The 17,499-nt window shown below is 69.1% G+C and carries 15 protein-coding genes; 2 read left to right on the top strand and 13 right to left on the bottom strand.

The window, feature by feature from the left end; all coding sequences use genetic code 11:
- Positions 1-627, top strand: coding sequence for an exopolysaccharide biosynthesis protein (locus AAD027_RS05535; RefSeq protein WP_341725018.1), 627 nt, complete (start codon positions 1-3; stop codon positions 625-627).
- 217 nt (positions 628-844) lie between these two features.
- Here the strand turns inward: AAD027_RS05535 and AAD027_RS05530 are convergent, their stop codons facing one another.
- The 3 genes from AAD027_RS05530 to AAD027_RS05520 form a co-directional block, all read right to left on the bottom strand.
- A complete protein-coding gene (locus AAD027_RS05530; RefSeq protein ID WP_341725017.1) occupies positions 845-2,965 on the bottom strand; it encodes a putative bifunctional diguanylate cyclase/phosphodiesterase in 2,121 nt (706 codons plus the stop codon).
- Positions 2,962-3,891 carry a phosphate/phosphite/phosphonate ABC transporter substrate-binding protein gene (locus tag AAD027_RS05525; protein WP_425605397.1) on the bottom strand — a complete coding sequence of 310 codons (930 nt, stop codon included), beginning with the start codon at positions 3,889-3,891 and terminating at the stop codon, positions 2,962-2,964. Before AAD027_RS05525 ends, AAD027_RS05530 begins: the two co-directional genes overlap by 4 nt.
- A gap of 63 nt (positions 3,892-3,954) precedes the next feature.
- Positions 3,955-4,752 (bottom strand): RNA methyltransferase, encoded by a 798-nt coding sequence (locus AAD027_RS05520; protein ID WP_341725016.1) that lies wholly within the window; start codon positions 4,750-4,752, stop codon positions 3,955-3,957.
- A 95-nt stretch (positions 4,753-4,847) separates the two neighbouring features.
- Between AAD027_RS05520 and AAD027_RS05515 the strand changes: the two genes are divergently transcribed.
- The gene (locus tag AAD027_RS05515) at positions 4,848-5,669 is read left to right on the top strand and encodes an inositol monophosphatase family protein (protein WP_341725015.1); all 822 of its coding nucleotides are present in this window, start codon (positions 4,848-4,850) and stop codon (positions 5,667-5,669) included.
- A 164-nt stretch (positions 5,670-5,833) separates the two neighbouring features.
- Here AAD027_RS05515 and secF read toward each other — a convergent pair whose 3' ends face one another.
- The 10 genes from secF to AAD027_RS05465 form a co-directional block, all read right to left on the bottom strand.
- Positions 5,834-6,799, bottom strand: a complete 966-nt coding sequence (secF, locus tag AAD027_RS05510; protein WP_341725014.1) for a protein translocase subunit SecF — start codon at positions 6,797-6,799, stop codon at positions 5,834-5,836.
- 16 nt (positions 6,800-6,815) lie between these two features.
- Positions 6,816-8,666, bottom strand: a complete 1,851-nt coding sequence (gene secD / locus AAD027_RS05505; RefSeq protein ID WP_425605410.1) for a protein translocase subunit SecD — start codon at positions 8,664-8,666, stop codon at positions 6,816-6,818.
- Between the two features lie 144 nt (positions 8,667-8,810).
- Entirely contained in the window at positions 8,811-9,149 is a 339-nt protein-coding gene (yajC, locus tag AAD027_RS05500; RefSeq protein WP_341725012.1) for a preprotein translocase subunit YajC, read from the bottom strand.
- Between the two features lie 215 nt (positions 9,150-9,364).
- Positions 9,365-10,504, bottom strand: coding sequence for a tRNA guanosine(34) transglycosylase Tgt (gene tgt, locus AAD027_RS05495; protein WP_341725011.1), 1,140 nt, complete (start codon positions 10,502-10,504; stop codon positions 9,365-9,367).
- Positions 10,505-10,791: 287 nt separating this feature from the next.
- Positions 10,792-11,793, bottom strand: coding sequence for an ABC transporter ATP-binding protein (locus AAD027_RS05490; RefSeq protein WP_341725010.1), 1,002 nt, complete (start codon positions 11,791-11,793; stop codon positions 10,792-10,794).
- Entirely contained in the window at positions 11,790-13,460 is a 1,671-nt protein-coding gene (locus tag AAD027_RS05485) for an ABC transporter permease (RefSeq protein WP_341725009.1), read from the bottom strand. The genes AAD027_RS05490 and AAD027_RS05485 overlap by 4 nt, the downstream gene beginning before the upstream one ends.
- Positions 13,461-13,500: 40 nt before the next feature.
- A complete protein-coding gene (locus AAD027_RS05480) occupies positions 13,501-14,598 on the bottom strand; it encodes a Fe(3+) ABC transporter substrate-binding protein (protein ID WP_341725008.1) in 1,098 nt (365 codons plus the stop codon).
- 289 nt (positions 14,599-14,887) lie between these two features.
- Entirely contained in the window at positions 14,888-15,940 is a 1,053-nt protein-coding gene (gene queA / locus AAD027_RS05475; protein WP_341725007.1) for a tRNA preQ1(34) S-adenosylmethionine ribosyltransferase-isomerase QueA, read from the bottom strand.
- Positions 15,941-15,994: 54 nt separating this feature from the next.
- The gene (locus AAD027_RS05470; RefSeq protein WP_341725006.1) at positions 15,995-16,993 is read right to left on the bottom strand and encodes an isopenicillin N synthase family dioxygenase; all 999 of its coding nucleotides are present in this window, start codon (positions 16,991-16,993) and stop codon (positions 15,995-15,997) included.
- A 32-nt stretch (positions 16,994-17,025) separates the two neighbouring features.
- Positions 17,026-17,457 (bottom strand): Lrp/AsnC family transcriptional regulator, encoded by a 432-nt coding sequence (locus AAD027_RS05465; RefSeq protein ID WP_341725005.1) that lies wholly within the window; start codon positions 17,455-17,457, stop codon positions 17,026-17,028.
- Positions 17,458-17,499 lie beyond the last annotated feature (42 nt).

Genomic DNA, 17,499 nt, shown 5'->3' with positions numbered 1-17,499 from the left:
ATGACGGACGACGCGACACCCCGGCACACCAGTACGGTGGCCCTGCTCGACAGCTTCGCCACCGGCGATCCCGAGGACGTGCTGCGCCTGGGCGACCTGCTGAAGGACTTCGGCCCGGCCGCGTTCGGCATGCTGCTGTTCCTGGGCGTGCTGCCCGCCTTCATCCCGGTGCCGGGCGTGGGCGGCGCGGTCGGCGGCCCGCTGGTGATACTGGTGGGCGTGCAACTGCTGTTGGGCATGCGCAAGCTGTGGCTGCCCGGCTTCCTGGCCCGCCGCGGCCCGCACCGCAGCGCGATGATGCGCTTCCGCCAGCGCATGGCGCCCTGGCTGCGCCGCCTGGAGAAGCTGGTGCGCCCGCGCATGACCGCCTTCCTCGACAACCGGCTGGCGCTCTGCTTCACCGGCCTGCTGCTGGTGCTACTGGGCGTGCTGCTGGCGCTGCCGATCCCGTTCACCAACTATGTGTTCGGCTTCCTGCTGCTGCTCTACGCGCTGGCTCTGCTGGAGCGCGACGGCGCGCTGATGCTGGTGGCGTGGGTGAGCGGCGCGGCCGCCATCGTGGTGTTCGGCTTCCTGTCCGGCAACCTGGTCGGATCGCTGACCGCGCTACTCGCCCGCTGGTCCTGATCCGGACCCGGGATGCCTGCGTGTAGGAGCGACGTAAGTCGCGACCGCGGAAACGAAAGCGCATTCGCCACGGATCACGCGGATGAACGCGGATAGGGCTTTCGACTTCGGTTTGCTCCATCCGTGTACATTCGCGTGATCCGTGGCTCCATGGCTCTTGTACCGTGCGGTCGCGACTTACGTCGCTCCCACAGAGAGGGAAGAGGAAACCGGTGCTTCAGGTCACCAGTTGCGCGAACTCCGCGGCGGTGACCGGATACCCCAGCCAGTAGCCTTGCGCCAGGTCGCAGCCGCGCTCGCGCAGCAGGTTGAACTGGCCTTCCTTCTCCACGCCCTCGGCCACGACCGTGATCCCCAGCGAGTGCGCCATCGCGATGATCGCGGTGGTCAGGGCCAGGTCGTCGGGGTCGCGCAGCATGTCGGCAATGAAGCTGCGGTCGATCTTCACGCCGTCCACCGGCACGCGGCGCAGGTGGCTGAGCCCTGAGAAGCCGGTGCCGAAATCGTCCAGCCATACCTTCACGCCGGTGCGGTGCAGCGTGGCCAGCAAGGCGCTGGCGTGGGCCTCGTCGCTGATGACGGCGGTCTCGGTCAGTTCCAGGTGCAGGCGCGACGAGGCCAGCCCGGTCTCGCGCAGGCATTCGGCGACGACGTCCGGCAGATCGCCGCTGCGCAGTTGGCGCGGCGACACGTTGACCGACACGAACAGCTGGTCCAGCGCGTCGCGGTCGTTGCCCCAGCGCGCCGCGGCGGCGCAGGCCGCGCGCAGCACGCGCGGGCCGATGCTCTCGATCAGGCCGCTCTGCTCGGCCACGTCGATGAATACCGACGGCGCCACCATGCCCAGTTCAGGATGCTGCCAGCGCAGCAGCGCCTCGGCACCGACGATCTTGCTGTCGGCGAGGCGGAACACCGGCTGGTAAAGCAGGCTCAGTTCGCCGCGTTCCCAAGCGCCGCGCAGCTCCTGCTCCATCCGCACGCGGCGCTCGACCGCCTGGTCCATCGCGCGGCTGTAGAAGCGGTAGCAGTTCTTGCCCGCCACCTTGGCCTGGTACATGGCGATGTCGCCGTTCTTCATCAGCGCCGTCGCGCCGGAGGCGTCCTCCGGGAACAGGGTGATGCCGATCGACGTGCCCAGGAACACCTGGCGTTCCTGCACCACGATCGGCCTACCCAGCTCGGCCACCAGCTTCTCGGCCAGCAGCGTGGCGCTGGTGCGGACATCGCCGTCCTGGATCAGGATGACGAATTCGTCGCCGCCGAAACGCGCCAGCAGCGCATCGTCGCCGCCCATCTGCTCGACCGCGTCGCGGATGCGGTGGGCGAACTGCTGCAGCACTTCATCGCCGGCCTCGTGGCCCAGCGTGTCGTTGACGCGCTTGAAGTCGTCGATGTCGGCGAACAGCAGCGCCAGCTGCCGGCCCGCGCCGCGCAGCATCATCAGCCGGTGGTCCAGGCTTTCGCGGAACGCCAGCCGGTTGGTCAGCCCGGTCAGGGAATCGGTGTAGGCCATCCGTCGCACGTCGCGGTCGTGGCGCGCGATGCTGTCGCTCATGGTGCCGAAGGCGCGCACCAGTTCGCCGACCTCGTCCTGGCGCTCGCTGGCCAACCGCTCGGCGTTGTAGTTGCCCACTTCGATGGCGTGCGCGGCCTGCGCCAGCTGGCGGATCGGCCGCACCAGCGTGCGCTGCACGTACAGCATGATGGCCACGCAAGCGATCACCAGCGCCAGCAGCAGCAGCGCGACCCAACCCAGGTGGCGCGCCCCCAGTTCGTTGAGCCGCTCGCGCGCGGCGTTGATCGCCTTGTCCTCGTAGGCGCGCACCGAAGCGACGGAATACCCCACGCGCACGCCGCCGATCCGCTGGGACCCGATCATGATCGGTTCGGACACATCCACGATCTGCGTCGACCACTGCGTATGCGTGCGCTGGGCGTTGATGGCCTCGTAGGCCAGCGGGTCGGTCATGGCCTGGCCGTACACCGCGATGTCGGCGCTGCCGTCGTGGATGATGCGGCCCTGCGGGTCGTAGACCAGCACGTAGCTGACATCCGGCTCCTTCTGCGCCGAGCGGACGATGCCGCCCATCGCGTCCAGGTCGAAGTAGTACAACGGGTTGGCCAGCGCGTCGGCCAACTGGTCGACGGTGGCCTCGCCATGGCGGCGCAGGCTGTCCTCGACCATGCCGTGCATGGCGTCGCGGCCCAGTTCGGCCACTTCCGCCTGCATCACCTTCTGCCGGTGCAGCAGCGTGGCCAGCAGGGCGATGACCACGGCCAGCATGATCGCCATCGCGACGATGAAGCGCGCCTGCAGGCCGAAACGCAACGCCTTCATTCCACCTGCTCGCGCACGCGCGCCACGCCGCGGCGCAGGTGGTCCAGCGCCTGCTGCGATTCCGGGTCCACCGGCAGGAACCGGGTCGTGCGGAAGAACGTGTTGAGCGCCTCGCGCGCGGCCGGATCGTTGGCCGCCTCCAGCAGCACTTCGCGCAGGCGCGCCTCCACCTTCGGCTCCAGGTCGCCGCGCACCATCTCCAGCGCGCGCGGGAAGTCCTGGGTCTCGTGGATCACGCGGAAGTCGCGGCGGAACGCCGGCGGCATGCGGCGCACGTCTTCCCAGTCCAGGTTGCTGACCACGCCGGCGTCGACCAGCCGCTTGTGCACCCACGCGGCGATGTTGAGTTCCGAGCGCGCGAACACGTAGCCCACCGATTCCGGCGCCGGGCGGTCCATCGGCGAAAGCAGGATCTCCAGCCGCTGGCCGGCATCCAGCAACGCCACCGAAGGCGCGAAGTAGGCGCTGGTGGAGGCGGTGTTCTGGAACGCGACCGTGCGGCCCTTCAGGTCCCCCAGCCGCTCCAGGCCGCTGTCGCGGCGCACGAAGAACACCCCGTGGTAGCGGCTCACGCCGCCACGTTCGGTCAACAGCAGCGGGCGGGCGCCGGCGCGCTCCTGCAGGCGCATGCCGGTGCCGGCGGTCTCGGTCACCCAGTCCACCCGGCCGCGGCGCAGGTAGCTGGTCATCTGCTGGGCATCGCGGGCCATCAGGATGCGGCCCTCGGTGATGCCGACATCGCGCATGCGCGGGACCACGTAGTCCAGCAACGGCTTGAGCTGTTCGTAGTGCGCCCTGGGGTCGTCGCTGATCCGCCCCAGCACCAGGATCCGGTCTTCACCGGCGGCGCTGGCCGGAGCGATGCTGGCGGGGAACAGGGCCGCGCCGATCAGGACCAGCGCCAGGCCGAACCAGGTTGTACGCAACGATAGGAGCCCGCCGAAATGATGCGGGCAGCCTATCGGAAAATGTGACTCGGGGACAGTGATTCACCCCGGCAGGCCGCGCGCCAGCCGCGCCATCCGCTGCGCATCGGCCAGGATGCCGCGCAGCAGGCGGACCTCCTGTTCGTTCAGGTTGGCGCGCAGGTAAAGCCGGCGCAGCTTGCGCATCGCCGAGTCCGGCATGCGGCCCTTGTGGAAGTCGATGGCATCGAGGGTGTCGCCGAGCTGGGCGAAGAAACCTTCCAGGTGCGCATGGCTGGCCGGCGCTTCGTCCGGATGGCGGTCGTCGCCGGTGGCGGGGGCGCCGTCCAGCGCCAGCAGGGCCAGCCGCAGTTCGTAGGACAACACCTGCACGGCCGCGGCCAGGTTCAACGAACTGTATTCGGGGTTGGCCGGGATGTGCACGGACGCGTGGCACAGCTGCAGTTCCTCGTTGCTCAGCCCGGTCCGTTCGCGGCCGAACACCAGCGCCACTTCCCCGCCCCGCGCGGCGGCCTCCACGGCCCGTTCCGCCGCCTGCCGCGGGACGTGTTCCTCCAGCGCCACCCGGCGGCTGCGGGCGGTGCAGCCCAGCACGAAATGGCAGTCCGCCACCGCCTCGGCCAGCGTCGGCAGCACCTGCGCCCCGGCCAGCAGGTCGTCGGCCCCGGCGGCGCGGCGGAAGGCCTCCTCGGCCGGGTAATCCTCGGGGTCCACCAGCACCAGCCGGGGCAGGCCCATGGTCTTCAATGCGCGCGCGGCGGCGCCGATGTTGCCGGGGTGCTGGGTGCCGACCAGGACGATGCGGATGCGCGCCGCGGCGCGCTGGAAAGGGGTCGGCACGGGGAAATCGGGCGAGTTCATGGGTGCAAATGGTAAACTGCGCGGGCCGGCCTCCGCGCCGTGCCGCTCTTTTCCACTCGTTTGCCCCACCCCACGCCTGTCCGAGGTCCGTTCGCATGCAGAAGCCCGTCGTCACCGTCATGGTCAAGGCCGCCCGCCTGGCAGGCAACGTGCTGTTGCGCAGCATCAACAAGCTGGACGCGCTGAACGTGGTGCAGAAGGAGCGGATGGATTACGCCAGCGAAGTGGATTCGGACGCCGAGAAGGTCGTCATCAAGGAACTGCGCAGGGCCTATCCCGATTACGGCTTCGTCGGCGAGGAAAGCGGCGCCCAGATCAATGGCCGCTACACGTTCGTGATCGACCCGCTGGACGGCACCAGCAACTACCTGCGCGGTTTCCCGCACTACTGCGTCTCCATCGCGCTGGTGGACAACGGCGAACCGACCGACGCGGTGATCTTCGACCCGCTGCGCAACGACCTGTTCACCGCCAGCCGCGGCGCCGGCGCCCAGCTCAACGAGCGCCGTATCCGCGTGGCCGACCGCAAGGACCTGGCCGGCGCCGTCGTCGCCACCGGCTTCCCGCCGCGCGAGCGCGCCCGCACCGGCGCCCAGTTGGAATGCGTGCGCGAGCTGCTGGTGCACGCCGAGGACGTGCGCCGCACCGGCTCGGCCGCGCTCGACCTGGCCTACGTGGCCTGCGGCCGCGTGGATGCCTACTTCGAGGCCGGGGTGAAGGACTGGGACATCGCCGCCGGCGTGCTGCTGGTGCGCGAAGCGGGCGGCAAGGTCTGCGATTTCCGCGGCGCCGGCCTGACCCGCATCGACGGCCGCACCGCCCTGCCCCGCCAGATCGTGGCCGGCAACCTGAAGGTCGCCGAAGCCCTGCAGAAGACCATCGTGTCCTCCGGCTACGCCGCCGCGTTCAACGCCTGAACAACACACCTCTTCTTGCAGGAGCGCCCTCGGGCGCGATGCTCTTGAGTCGGTGTAGAAGGTCGGCGTGAAAGCATCGCGCCCGAGGGCGCTCCTACGATGGAACTCCCATGAAAAAGGCCGCGCGATGCGCGGCCCTTTTCTTTTCCCGTCAACCGACTGGGTTACGGACGGCGCGCCAGCGCCTCCACGTCCTTGGCCTTGGGCAGCAGGTCCTGCTTGGTGACCTTCAGGAAGCCGATGGTCAGCAGCGGGCAGGCGATGAAGATCGAGGACAGCGTACCGATCACCGCGCCGATCATCTGCGTCAGCGCCAGGCCCTGCAGCGAACCGCCGCCGTACAGGTACAGCGCCAGCACCGACAGGAAGAACACCAGCGAGGTGATGATGGTGCGGGACAGCGTCTGGTTGATCGAGCGGTTGAACACTTCCAGCGGATCCACGCGCAGGCTGCGGAAGTTCTCGCGCACGCGGTCGAACACCACGATGGTGTCGTTGATGGAGAAACCCATCACCGAAAGCAGGCCGGCCAGCACGGTCAGGTCGAACTCGCGCCCGCTCAGGGCGAAGTACCCCGCGACCACCAGCACGTCGAACATCGTGGTCAGGCTGGCCACGATGGCGAACTTCAGCTCGAAGCGGAAACCGATGTAGATCAGGAAGCCCACCACCACGAAGATCGCCGCGTACAGGCCGTTCATCGCCAGCTCCTTGCCCACCTGCGGACCGACGAACTCGGTGCGCAGCAGGGTGGCCTGGTTGTCCGGCGTGCTGATCGCCGCCTGGACCTCCTGCGCGGTGCGGTTGTTCGCATCGCTGCTGGTCTGGCTGTCGCGCGGCTGCAGCCTCACCAGCAGGTCGCTGCCGCTGCCGAACCTCTGGACCTGCGCGCCCTCGTAACCGGCTTTCGCCAGTTGCTCGCGCACCAGTTCCACGTCCGCGAGTTTCTGGAAGCGGACTTCGACCACGGTGCCGCCGGTGAAATCCAGCGCGTAGTTGAAGCCCTTGTAGCCGATGGCGCCGACGGCAGCGACGAACAGGATCGCCGCCACGGTCATCGCGACCCAGCGGATCCGCATGAAATCGATGCGGGTGTCGTTGGGGATCAAGGTCAACGGGAAAATTTTCATGGACTCGGTTCTCCCGTCAGATGGCCAGTGACTTGAGCTTGTTGCGGCGGCCGTAGATCAGCACCGCCAGCGCGCGCGAAACGGTGATCGCGGTGAACATCGAGGCGATGATGCCGATCACCATGGTCACCGCGAAGCCCTTCAACGGGCCGGTGCCGAACGCATACAGCGCCACGCCGGCCAGGATGCCGGTCAGGTTGGCGTCGAAGATGGTGCCGGACGCCTTCTCGTAGCCGCCGGCGATGGCCGCCTTGGGCGGCACGCCCGCGCGCAGCTCTTCGCGGATGCGCTCGTTGATCAGCACGTTGGCGTCCACCGACAGGCCGATCGAAAGGGCCAGGCCCGCGAAGCCGGGCAAGGTCATGGTGGCGCCGAACAGCGACATCACCGCCACCACCACCACCAGGTTGAGCATCAGCGCGATGCCGGTGATCACGCCGAACATGCGGTAGTAGACCGCGAAGAACACCAGGGTGAACAGGAAGGCGTACAGCACCGCCTGGGTGCCGCGCGCCACGTTCTCCTTGCCCAGGCTGGGGCCGACCACGCGCTCCTCGATGAAATCCATCGGCGCGGCCAGCGAACCGGCGCGCAGCAGGCGGGCCAGGTTGTCGGCCTCGGTCTTCTCCAGGCCGGTGGTCTGGAAGTTCTTGCCGAACACGCCGGCGATGCGGGTCGGCGACAGCGCTTCTTCGCGCACGCGCACGGTGCGCACTTCCTTGCCGTCGACCATGGTCACCTGCGGGATGCGCTCGATGTACACCACCGACATCAGCTTGCCGACGTTGGCGCTGGTGTAGTCGAACATGCGCTGCCCGGCGACATTGTTGAGCGTGACGTCCACCGCCGGCAGGCCGTTCTGGTCCACGCCGACGCGGGCATTGACCATCTCGTCGCCGGAGGCCAGCACGCGCTTGTTCAGCAGCACCGGGACCGGCTTGCCGTCCAGGCCCGTGTCGCGCAGGTAGTACACCTTCGCTTCAGGGGGGATCCGACCACTGGCCACGGCGTCGGCGGCGTTGCCTTCCACCACGGCGCGGAACTCGAGCGTGGCGGTCGCGCCGATCAGGCGCTTGGCCTCGGCGGTGTCCTGCACGCCCGGCAGCTGCACGACCACGCGGTCGTTGCCCTGGCGCTGGATGATCGGCTCGGACACGCCGATCTCGTTGACGCGGTTGCGCAGCGTGGTGAGGTTCTGCTCGATGGCTTCGCTGGCGATCTGGTCCAGCTCGGCCTGCGGCAGGCCGATGGTGATCTGGTTGCCCAGGGACTGGAAGGACAGGCCCGCACCCGGTATCGCGCTGGCATTGCTGCCGCGCGCGCTGAGCGACTGCGACAGCGTGGTCTGCGCCGCCTGCACGTCCTGGTCGTCCGCCAGCGTGACCACGATGCTGTTGTTGGGACGGCGCTCGACCGAGGTGTAGCGGATGCGCTTGTCGCGCAGCGTCACCCGGGTGTCTTCCATGTAGCCGTCCACGCGCTTGTCCAGCGCCGCCTTCTGGTCCACCTGCAGCGCGAAGTGCACGCCGCCCTGCAGGTCCAGGCCCAGCACCATCGAACGGGCGCCCAGCCGGCTGAGCCAGTCGGGCACGGTGGATGCCAGGTTCAGCGCCACCAGGTAGTCCTCGCCCAGCGCCTGGCGCAGCGCATCGTTGGCCTTGGTCTGGTCTTCCAGGTCGGACAGGCGCACCAGCATGCTGCCGGTCTCGGCCTCCACGCCCTTCGGCGTCACGTCGACCGATTTCAGCGCCGCGTCCACGCGCCCGCGCAGGGCGTCATCGATGGCGAAGCCGCGGTTGGCGGTGATCTGGACGGAAGGGTCCTGCGGATAGATGTTGGGCAGTGCGTACAGCGTACTGACCAGCATCACCACCAGGATGAGAACATATTTCCAGCGTGGGAATTCAAGCATCGCGGCAACCCGCGCATGGCCGTCGGCGGCATGCGCTCAGCAGTGGTGAGGAAGGTGTGGCATCCGGGCCGCCGCGGCAGGCGGCGGCCCGGCGTGGTATCAGGCGGACTTCAGCGTGCCCTTCGGCAGCACATTGCCCACGGCGGCCTTCTGCACGCGCAGGCGCACGTTGTCGGCCACCTCGACGGTGATGAAGTTGTCGCCGATGTCGGTGACGGTGCCGGCGATGCCGCCGGAGGTGATCACTTCATCGCCCTTGGACAGCTTGTCCAGCATGGCGCGGTGTTCCTTGGCGCGCTTCATCTGCGGGCGGATCATCAGGAAATACATGATGGCGATCAGCGCGATCGGCATCAGCAGGCCGAAGCCGCCCATGCCGGGCTGGGCCGGAGCCGCCTGCGCGAACGCGGGCGCAATGAAGAAATCGAGCAGATTCATGGACTTGTCCATTCAGTGTTAAAAGCAGCCGGGGATTATGCCACGCGGGGCGCACCCCCGTCCGGGCCTTGCGCACACCCCGGACCGGAAGAGACCGCGCCACCGCCGGATGGTTCCCCGGCCCGCGCGGGAGTGGGAGCGCCGTCCCGGCGCGAGCTGTGCGGCCCCGCCCGGGAAAGCTCGCGGCCGGAGGCCGCTCCCACAGCCCCTGGCCCCTACAGCGGCGGCGCGTCGATCCCGCGGGCGGCGTAGAACCCGGCCCGGAAGTCGGCGAAGCGCCCCTGCTCGATGGCGGCCCGCATCTGCGCCATCACCTGCTGGTAGTACCAGAGGTTGTGCAGGGTGCCCAGCATGGGCGCCAGCATCTCGTTGCAGCGGTCCAGGTGGCGCAGGTAGGCGCGGGTGAAGCCGTTGCGGCAGGCGTAGCAGCCGCAGCCGGGCTCGATGGGGTCCAGGTCCCGTTCGTACCTGGCGTTGCGGATGCGCACGGTGCCGAACGAGGTGAAGTAGTGGCCGTTGCGCGCGTTGCGGGTGGGCATGACGCAGTCGAACATGTCCACGCCGCGCGCCACCGCTTCCACCAGATCCTCCGGCCGGCCCACGCCCATCAGGTAGCGCGGCTGGTCCTGCGGCAGCAGCGGGTGCACGTGCTCGAGCATCGCATTGCGTTCCTCCTCGGTCTCGCCGACCGCAAGGCCGCCGATCGCGTAGCCATCGAAGCCGATCGCCTTCAGGCCTTCCGCCGAGCGCGAGCGCAGGTCCGGGTGCACCCCGCCCTGCACGATGCCGAACAGGGCGGCGTCGTTGCCCTCGTGGGCGCGTTTGGAACGTTCGGCCCAGCGCAGCGACAGTTCCATGGACCGCTCGACCACGCGCCGGTCCACCGGCTTGCCGTCGACGTTCACCGGCGGACACTCGTCGAAGATCATCACGATGTCCGAGCCCAGCACGCGCTGGATGTTCATGCTTTCCTCGGGGCCGAGGAACACCTTGCCGCCGTCCACCGGCGAAGCGAAGGTCACGCCCGCCTCGGTGATCTTGCGTCGGTGCGCCAGCGAGAACACCTGGAAGCCGCCGGAGTCGGTCAGGATGGGCTTGTCCCAGCGCGCGAAGCCGTGCAGGCCGCCATGCGCCTCCATCACCTGCAACCCGGGCCGCAAATACAGGTGGAAGGTGTTGCCCAGGATGATCTCCGCACCGAGATCCTCCACGTGCTCCGGCAGGATGCCCTTGACCGAACCATAGGTGCCCACCGGCATGAAGGCCGGGGTCTCCACCGTGCCGCGCGGGAAGGTCAGGCGGCCGCGGCGGGCGACGCCATCGGTCTTGTGCAACTGGAACTGGAGTCGGGACATGGAGCGGATCGGGCGGATAGACCCGCTATTGTCGCGGATATCGGCCACGGGAGCGACGCAAGTCGCGACCGCGCCCCGCAATCCGTGAGCCGAATCCGGCCATGAACGCGCCGCAGCGCGCCGGAATGGCGAACGACCGCGCTTCCGGCACCCTCGTGAGGCAGGCATCGGCCACGGATCAACGCGGATCAAAGCCTTGAAGGCTCCATCAGTGTCCATCCGCGTGATCCATGGCTTTCCGCTTCCATTCGGTTCCCGTTCGCGGCCCATGTCGCTCGCACGATCCGCTATTGGCGCGGGAAACGTACCGGCGCGGGGTCGGTCCAGCGCAGCCCGAGTTCCTGGCCCGCAGGCGGCGGGTCGGCTTCGCCCAGGTCGATTTCGACGATCTCCCCGGTCGCCAGCCGCACCTGGCCGCTGTAGCCCGGCCCGCGGAAGGCTCTCGCCAGCAGGCGTCCGCGCACCGGACCGGCCGGGTCGAGGCGCAGGTGTTCCGGCCGCAGCAGCACCAGCGCGTCTTCGCCCTCGCCCAATGCCGCGCCGGACACCAGCGCGCCGCGCCCGACGAAGCCGGCCACCGTGCGGTCGGCGGGATGGCGGTACAACGCCTCGGCGCCGTCCCATTGCAGCAGGCGGCCACCATCCATCACGCCGATGCGGTCGGCCATCGCGAACGCTTCGGTCTGGTCGTGGGTGACCAGCAGCACCGTGGTGCCGGTGGATTTCAGCAGCACCCGCAATTCCTCGGCCAGGCGTTCGCGGGTGTGGATGTCGAGGTTGGAGAACGGCTCGTCCAGCAGCAGCAAGGCCGGCCGCGGCGCTAGTGCGCGCGCCAGCGCCACGCGCTGCTGCTGGCCGCCAGAGAGTTCGTGCGGGTAGGCCCAGGCGGAACCGGCCAGCCCCACCAGTTCCAGCATTTCCCGCACGCGGGCGTCGCGCTCCGCCCGCGGCAGCCGGCGCAGGCCGAAAGCGACGTTGGCGGCCACATCCAGGTGCGGGAACAGCGCGTAGTCCTGGAACATCATGCCGACCCGGCGCCGCTCCGGCGGCATCGCGACGGCGGTATCGACCAGCACCGCGCCGTCCAGCACGATGCGGCCCGCGCGCAACGGCTCGAAACCGGCGATGGCGCGCAGCACCGTGGTCTTGCCGCAGCCGGACGCGCCCAGCAGGCAGCCGATCTCGCCCGCGGGCAACGACAGCGACAGGCCATCCACCACCACTCGCACGCCGCCTCCGGACGGGTAGCCCACGCCGATCTGTTCCAGTCGCAGCCAGGCCGGATTCATCGCGTCGCCACCCCTCCTCCGAAACGCTGGCCGGTGCGCGCCAGCAACGCCACCGGCAACAGGCCGGCCAGCACGATCAGCAACGCCGCGATCGCCCCTTCCTCGTAGGCGCCGCGCGCGGCATCGGCGTACAGCCAGGTCGCCAGCGTGTCGAAGCCGATCGGGCGCAGCATCAGCGTGGCCGGCAGTTCCTTCATCGTATCGACGAACACCAATAGCGCGCCGGCCGCCAGCGAAGGCCGCAGCAAGGGAAGATGCACGTCGCGCAGCATGCCGCCCGAGGTCCGCCCCAGGCTGCGCGCGGCCTGGTCCAGAGAGGCAGGGATGCGCGCCAACCCGGCCTCGGCGCTGCCGGCCGAAATGGCGAGGAAGCGCAGCGTGTAGGCGATGACCAGCGCCGCCATCGAGCCCATCAGCCACATCCGCGGCGGCACGCCGAACACCGCCAGCGATGCGGCCAGGCCACTGTCGAACCACGCCAGCGGCGTCAGCAGGCCCAGCGCCAGCACCGTGCCCGGCACCGCGTAACCCAGGCTCGCGGCGCGCAGGCTGACCGCTTCCACGCGACCGCGTCGCCGGGCCTGCGCCAGGCGCATCGCCCAGGCCGCCACCAGCCCGGCCAGCAGGGTGACCACGGTCGCCAACAACGCCACCGTGAGCGTGTTCCACAGGCTGGCGAGCAGTTGGCGCGACACCCCACCCGCCGCCCCCCATCGCCGCAGCGCGCTCCACGCCAGGTACAGCGCCGGCAACGCGAAACCCAGCGTCACCGGCACCAGCGTCAGCAGCAACGCCAACGCCGCGGGAAATCCACGCAATCGCTGCGGTCGCATCGGTCGCGGCCGCTGCTGCGCCGCGTAGCGTTGGCGCCGGCGCGCGTGGCGCTCCAGTACGATCAGCGCCACCACGATCGCCAGCATGCTCAGCGCGATCTGCGCGGCGCCGGCCAGGTCGCCGCGGGTGATCCAGGTGGTGTAGACCGCCACCGTCAGCGTCTGCACGCCCAGGAACTCGGAGGCGCCGATGTCGTTCAGCGCTTCCAGCAGCGCCAGCACCACGCCCACTGCGATGGCCGGCCGCGCCAGCGGCAGCGCGACCCGGTGGAACAGCGCCGCGCGGCCGACGCCCAGCGAGCGCGCCGCCTCCAGCAGGCCGGCCGCCTGGGTCATGAACATCGCCCGCGTGCTGAGGTAGACGTACGGGTACAGCACGAAGCCCAGCAGCAGGATGCAGCCGGCCAGCGAACGCACGTCGGGAAGCCGCAACCCGCGCGGATCGTCGATGCCCAGCAGCGTGCGCAGCACGCCGTGCACCGGCCCCAGCGGATGCAGCAGGTCCAGGTAGACGTAGGCCACGATGTAGGTGGGCACCGCCAGCGGCAGCAGCAGCGCCCACGCCATCAGGCGACGGCCCGGGAACTCGTAGGCGGTCACCAGCCAGGCGCTGCCGGTGCCGATGGCGACGACCAGCACGCCCACCCCGCCCAGCAGCAGCAAGGTGTTGAGGCTGGCGCGCGGCAGCACGTGCACGGCGATGTGCGACCACAGCCCCTCGCTGCCCGGCAGCGCCGCCCAGGCCAGCGCCAGCAGCGGCATCGCCGCGACCAGCGCGATGCCCACCGCCGCCGACTGCCAGGCGCGGTCCGCGCCCGCGAGGGCCAGCCTCATCTAGGGCCTGTTAACGCTATTGGGATAGGCCACGCCGCGATCAGTTGTCGAAACCGACGCGGTCGACCAGTTCGCTGGCCTGCTTGCGGTGCTCCACCACCTCGGTCAACGGCAGCGGATCGACCTTCAGCTCGCCGAAGCTGGCCACCACCGGGTCCAGTTCCACGCCCGCCTTCACCGGGTATTCGTAGTTCGCCTTCGCGTACAGGCTCTGCGCCTCGTCCGACACCAGGAACTCCAGCAGCTTCACCGCGTTGTCGCGGTTGGGCGAGAACTTCGCCACCGCCGCGCCGCTGATGTTGACGTGGGTGCCGCCGTCCTGCGCCGAGGCGAACACCGGGCGCACCACCTGGATGGCGTCTCCCCACTGGCGCTGCTCGGAACCTTCCGGGCTGTTCTTCATCCGGCCCACGTAATAGGCGTTGGCGATGCCGATCTCGCAGATGCCGCCCAGGATGTCGCGTGCGACTTCGCGGTCGCCGCCGGCCGCCTTGCGCGCCAGGTTGGCCTTCACGCCGCGCAGCCACTGCTCGGTGGCCGCTTCGCCGTCGTGCGCGATCATCGCCGCGATCAGGCTGGTGTTGTACGGGTGCTGGCCGGAACGGATGCAGACCTTGCCCTTCCATTCCGGCTTGGCCAGGTCTTCATAGGCGAAACCCGACAGCGACAGGTCCTTGCGCGCGTACAGCACGCGGTCGCGCAGGGACAGCGCGTACCACTGCCCGTCCGCGCCGCGCAGGTGGGCGGGGATGGCAGCGTCCAGCACCTCCGAGGCGATCGGCTGGGTGTGTCCGCCATCGACCAGGTCCAACAGGTTGCCGCTGTCCACCGTCATCAGCACGTCGGCCGGCGAACGTTCGGCTTCGGCGCGCAGGCGTTCGGGCAGGCCGTCGCGCACGAACACGGTATTCACCTTGACGCCGCTCTGCTGGGTGAACGCATCCAGCAGCGGCTGCACCAGCGCCGGCTCGCGCGTCGTATAGAGATTGACTTCGCCCGCATCGGCGGCGGCGGCCGCGCCGGAAGCTGCATCGCCCGCCGGTTGCGGCCGGCAGGCGGCCAGCGCCAGCAGCAGGCCGGCGGCGACGAAAATATGCGGAATTCGGGCGAAACGGGAAGCGCGTGCGACAGGACGCATCGGGAGTGTCTCCTTGGAAAGGGGGATATCCGGCTCTGGCGTTGCCTGAAGCGGGTAGGCGCGAGCAGCGAACGGGAATACTAGTGGCTTTGCCGCAATGGAGCCAATCGCGCTCCAAGCCCCCTGTAGGAGCGGCTTCAGCCGCGACCGCAAGAACAGAACAAGCATTGGCCACGGATTCGCACGGATCACACGGATGAGATGAAGCGAAAAGAACTTCATCCGTGCTTGTCCGCGTCAATCTGTGGCCAAGGGTTTCTTTATTTCACGGTCGCGGCTGAAGCCGCTCCTACAGGGGATCGCCCTGCGGGAACAGCAGCATGGCGTCGCCGTAGGAGAAGAAGCGGTACTTCTCGCGCACCGCATGTTCGTAGGCAGCGAACACGCGCGCCTTGCCGGCGAAGGCGGAGACCAGCATCAGCAGCGTGCTTTCCGGCAGATGGAAATTGGTCACCATCGCATCGACGCTGCGGACGCGGTAACCCGGGAAGATGAAGATGCGGGTCTCGCCGGCGAACGGCTGCAGTTCGGCCTCGCCCGCGGCATTCTGGCGCGTCGCCGATTCCAGCGCGCGCACCACCGTCGTGCCCACCGCGATCACCCGGCCGCCGCGCGCGCGCGCGGCGCGGACCTGCTCCACCAGTGACGCGCCGACGTTCAGCCATTCGCTGTGCATGCGGTGCTCGCGCACGTCGTCGACCCGCACCGGCTGGAAGGTGCCGGCGCCGACGTGCAGGGTGACGTGGCCGAATTCCACGCCCTGCGCGCGCAGCGTGGCCAGCAGCGCATCGTCGAAATGCAGGCCGGCGGTCGGTGCCGCCACCGCGCCCAGTTCGCGCGCGAACACGGTCTGGTAGCGCTCGTCGTCGTCCTTGCCCGGATCGCGCCGGATGTACGGCGGCAACGGCAGGCGGCCGGCCTTCTGCAGCCAGCTCTCCAGCGAGTCGGGCACATGGAAGCGGAGCTGGTAGAAATCGCCTTCGCGGCCCAGTACTTCCGCCTCGCCACCGGCATCCAGCTGGATGCGGCCGCCCGGCTTCGGCGACTTGCTGGCGCCGATCTGCGCGCGCGCGACGTTGTCCGGCAGCAGGCGCTCGATCAGGATCTCGACCCGCCCGCCGCTGGCCTTCTGGCCGAACAGGCGCGCCGGGATCACCCGGGTGTCGTTGAACACCAGCAGGTCGCCGCGGTTCAACCATTCCGGCAGGTCGCGAACGTGGCGGTCGGCAAAGGGCGCGTCGCCCGGCGGCACCACCAGCAGGCGGCTGGCGGAACGCTCGGGCAAGGGTGCCTGGGCGATCAATGCATCGGGCAGGTCGAAGTGGAAGTCGGATTTCTTCATCGCGGGGGGATTTTCTGGCAGCGCATTGTAGCCGTCCGCCCGGACGGTCCGCCGTCAGACCACCCGTTCCAGCAGTTGCGGGAACACCTTGCCGACCTTGCCCAGCAGGTAGTCGCCATAGGTCCCGTCGAACGGCGCCAGCACGCTGGCGCCATCCCAGCGGTCCGCGCGGTCCGCCGCCACCTGCGTCGCATCGATGCGCGCATGCTGCGGCAACGGCGTCACCTTCGCCGAGAAATCCGGGTCGAAGAACAGCGGAAACGAATAACGCTCGCGGCCGCTGGCGTTGAGCACGCGATGCGGCGTCGAGCGATAGACGCCGCCGGTCAGGCGGTCGAGCATGTCGCCGATATTGCAGACCAGCGTGCCCGGGATCGGCGGCGCGGCGATCCAGCCCTGCCGGGTCTTGACCTGCAGGCCCGGCACGGCGTCCTGCAGCAACAGCGTCAGCAGGCCATAGTCCGTATGTTCTCCCACGCCCCACTGCACTTCGTCCGGCGCCTGCGGGGGATAGTGGAAGATCCGGAACAGCACCGTCGGATCGGCGGTGTAATGCCGCAGGAACCAGTCGTCGTCCAGGCCAAGGCTCAGCGCCACGCCTTCCAGCACGGCGTGCGCGGCGCGTTCGGCCACCGCCATGTAGTCCAGCACGGCTTGCCGCAATTCCCGCGGCCGCTCCGGCCACAGGTTGTCGCCGTGCAGCGGCCAGCCGGCGCGCACGCGCGGATCGCCTTGCGGCAACGGAGTGCCCAGGTACAGGCCCTCCTTGCGGTCCGGCTTGCCGCTGGTCAGTTCGCCGCCGACCGGGAAGTAGCCGCGCCAGGCGCGACCGCCGCGCAACATCCCGATCCGCATCTTTTCCGCCTGCGGCAGCGCGAAGAACTCCCGGCTGGCCGCCTGCAGCGCCCGCTGCAGTTCCTCGGCGATGCGATGACCGGTGATGTAGAAGAACCCCTGCGTGCGGCACGCCTCGCCGATCCGCGCCGCAGTCCGCTCGCGATGGTCACGTTGCGCCCGGTCGAACAGGGCGGAGATGTCGATGATGGGAAGCATGGCCTGCGGCATGGTGTGCCCGTCGGGGTCCTTCAGCGCTCGAACTTCGTCGAGAGGATGATGGACGAAGTCGTCCGTTCGACGCCATCGATCGCGCCGATGCGGTCGGTCAGCACATCCATCTCCGCGACCGTCGGCACCACCCCCATCGCGACCAGGTCCCAGCCGCCGCTGACCGAATGCAGATGGCGCACCTGCGGCATCTCGCGCAACGCCTTGACGACGGCCGGCATCTGCTTGGGATGCACGGTGATCATGATGTGGGCGCGGATGTTGCCGCGCTCGTACTCGTCGTGGACGCGCACCGTGTAGCCGCTGATCACGCCCTCGCGTTCCAGCCGCTCGATCCGGCTCTGCACGGTGGTGCGCGACAGGTCCAGCCGGCGGGCGATCTGCGCGGTGGAGGCACGGGCATTCTCGCGCAGCACTGAGAGCAATTGTTCGTCGGCGGCGGTGAGCTTCATTCGGACGGCAGTTTTCGGCGGATCGACGAAATATCGACGAAA

It is taken from the genome of Pseudoxanthomonas putridarboris, from assembly GCF_038321125.1.
Lineage (GTDB): Bacteria > Pseudomonadota > Gammaproteobacteria > Xanthomonadales > Xanthomonadaceae > Pseudoxanthomonas_A > Pseudoxanthomonas_A putridarboris.
This window is presented reverse-complemented; position numbering and strand designations above follow the sequence as displayed.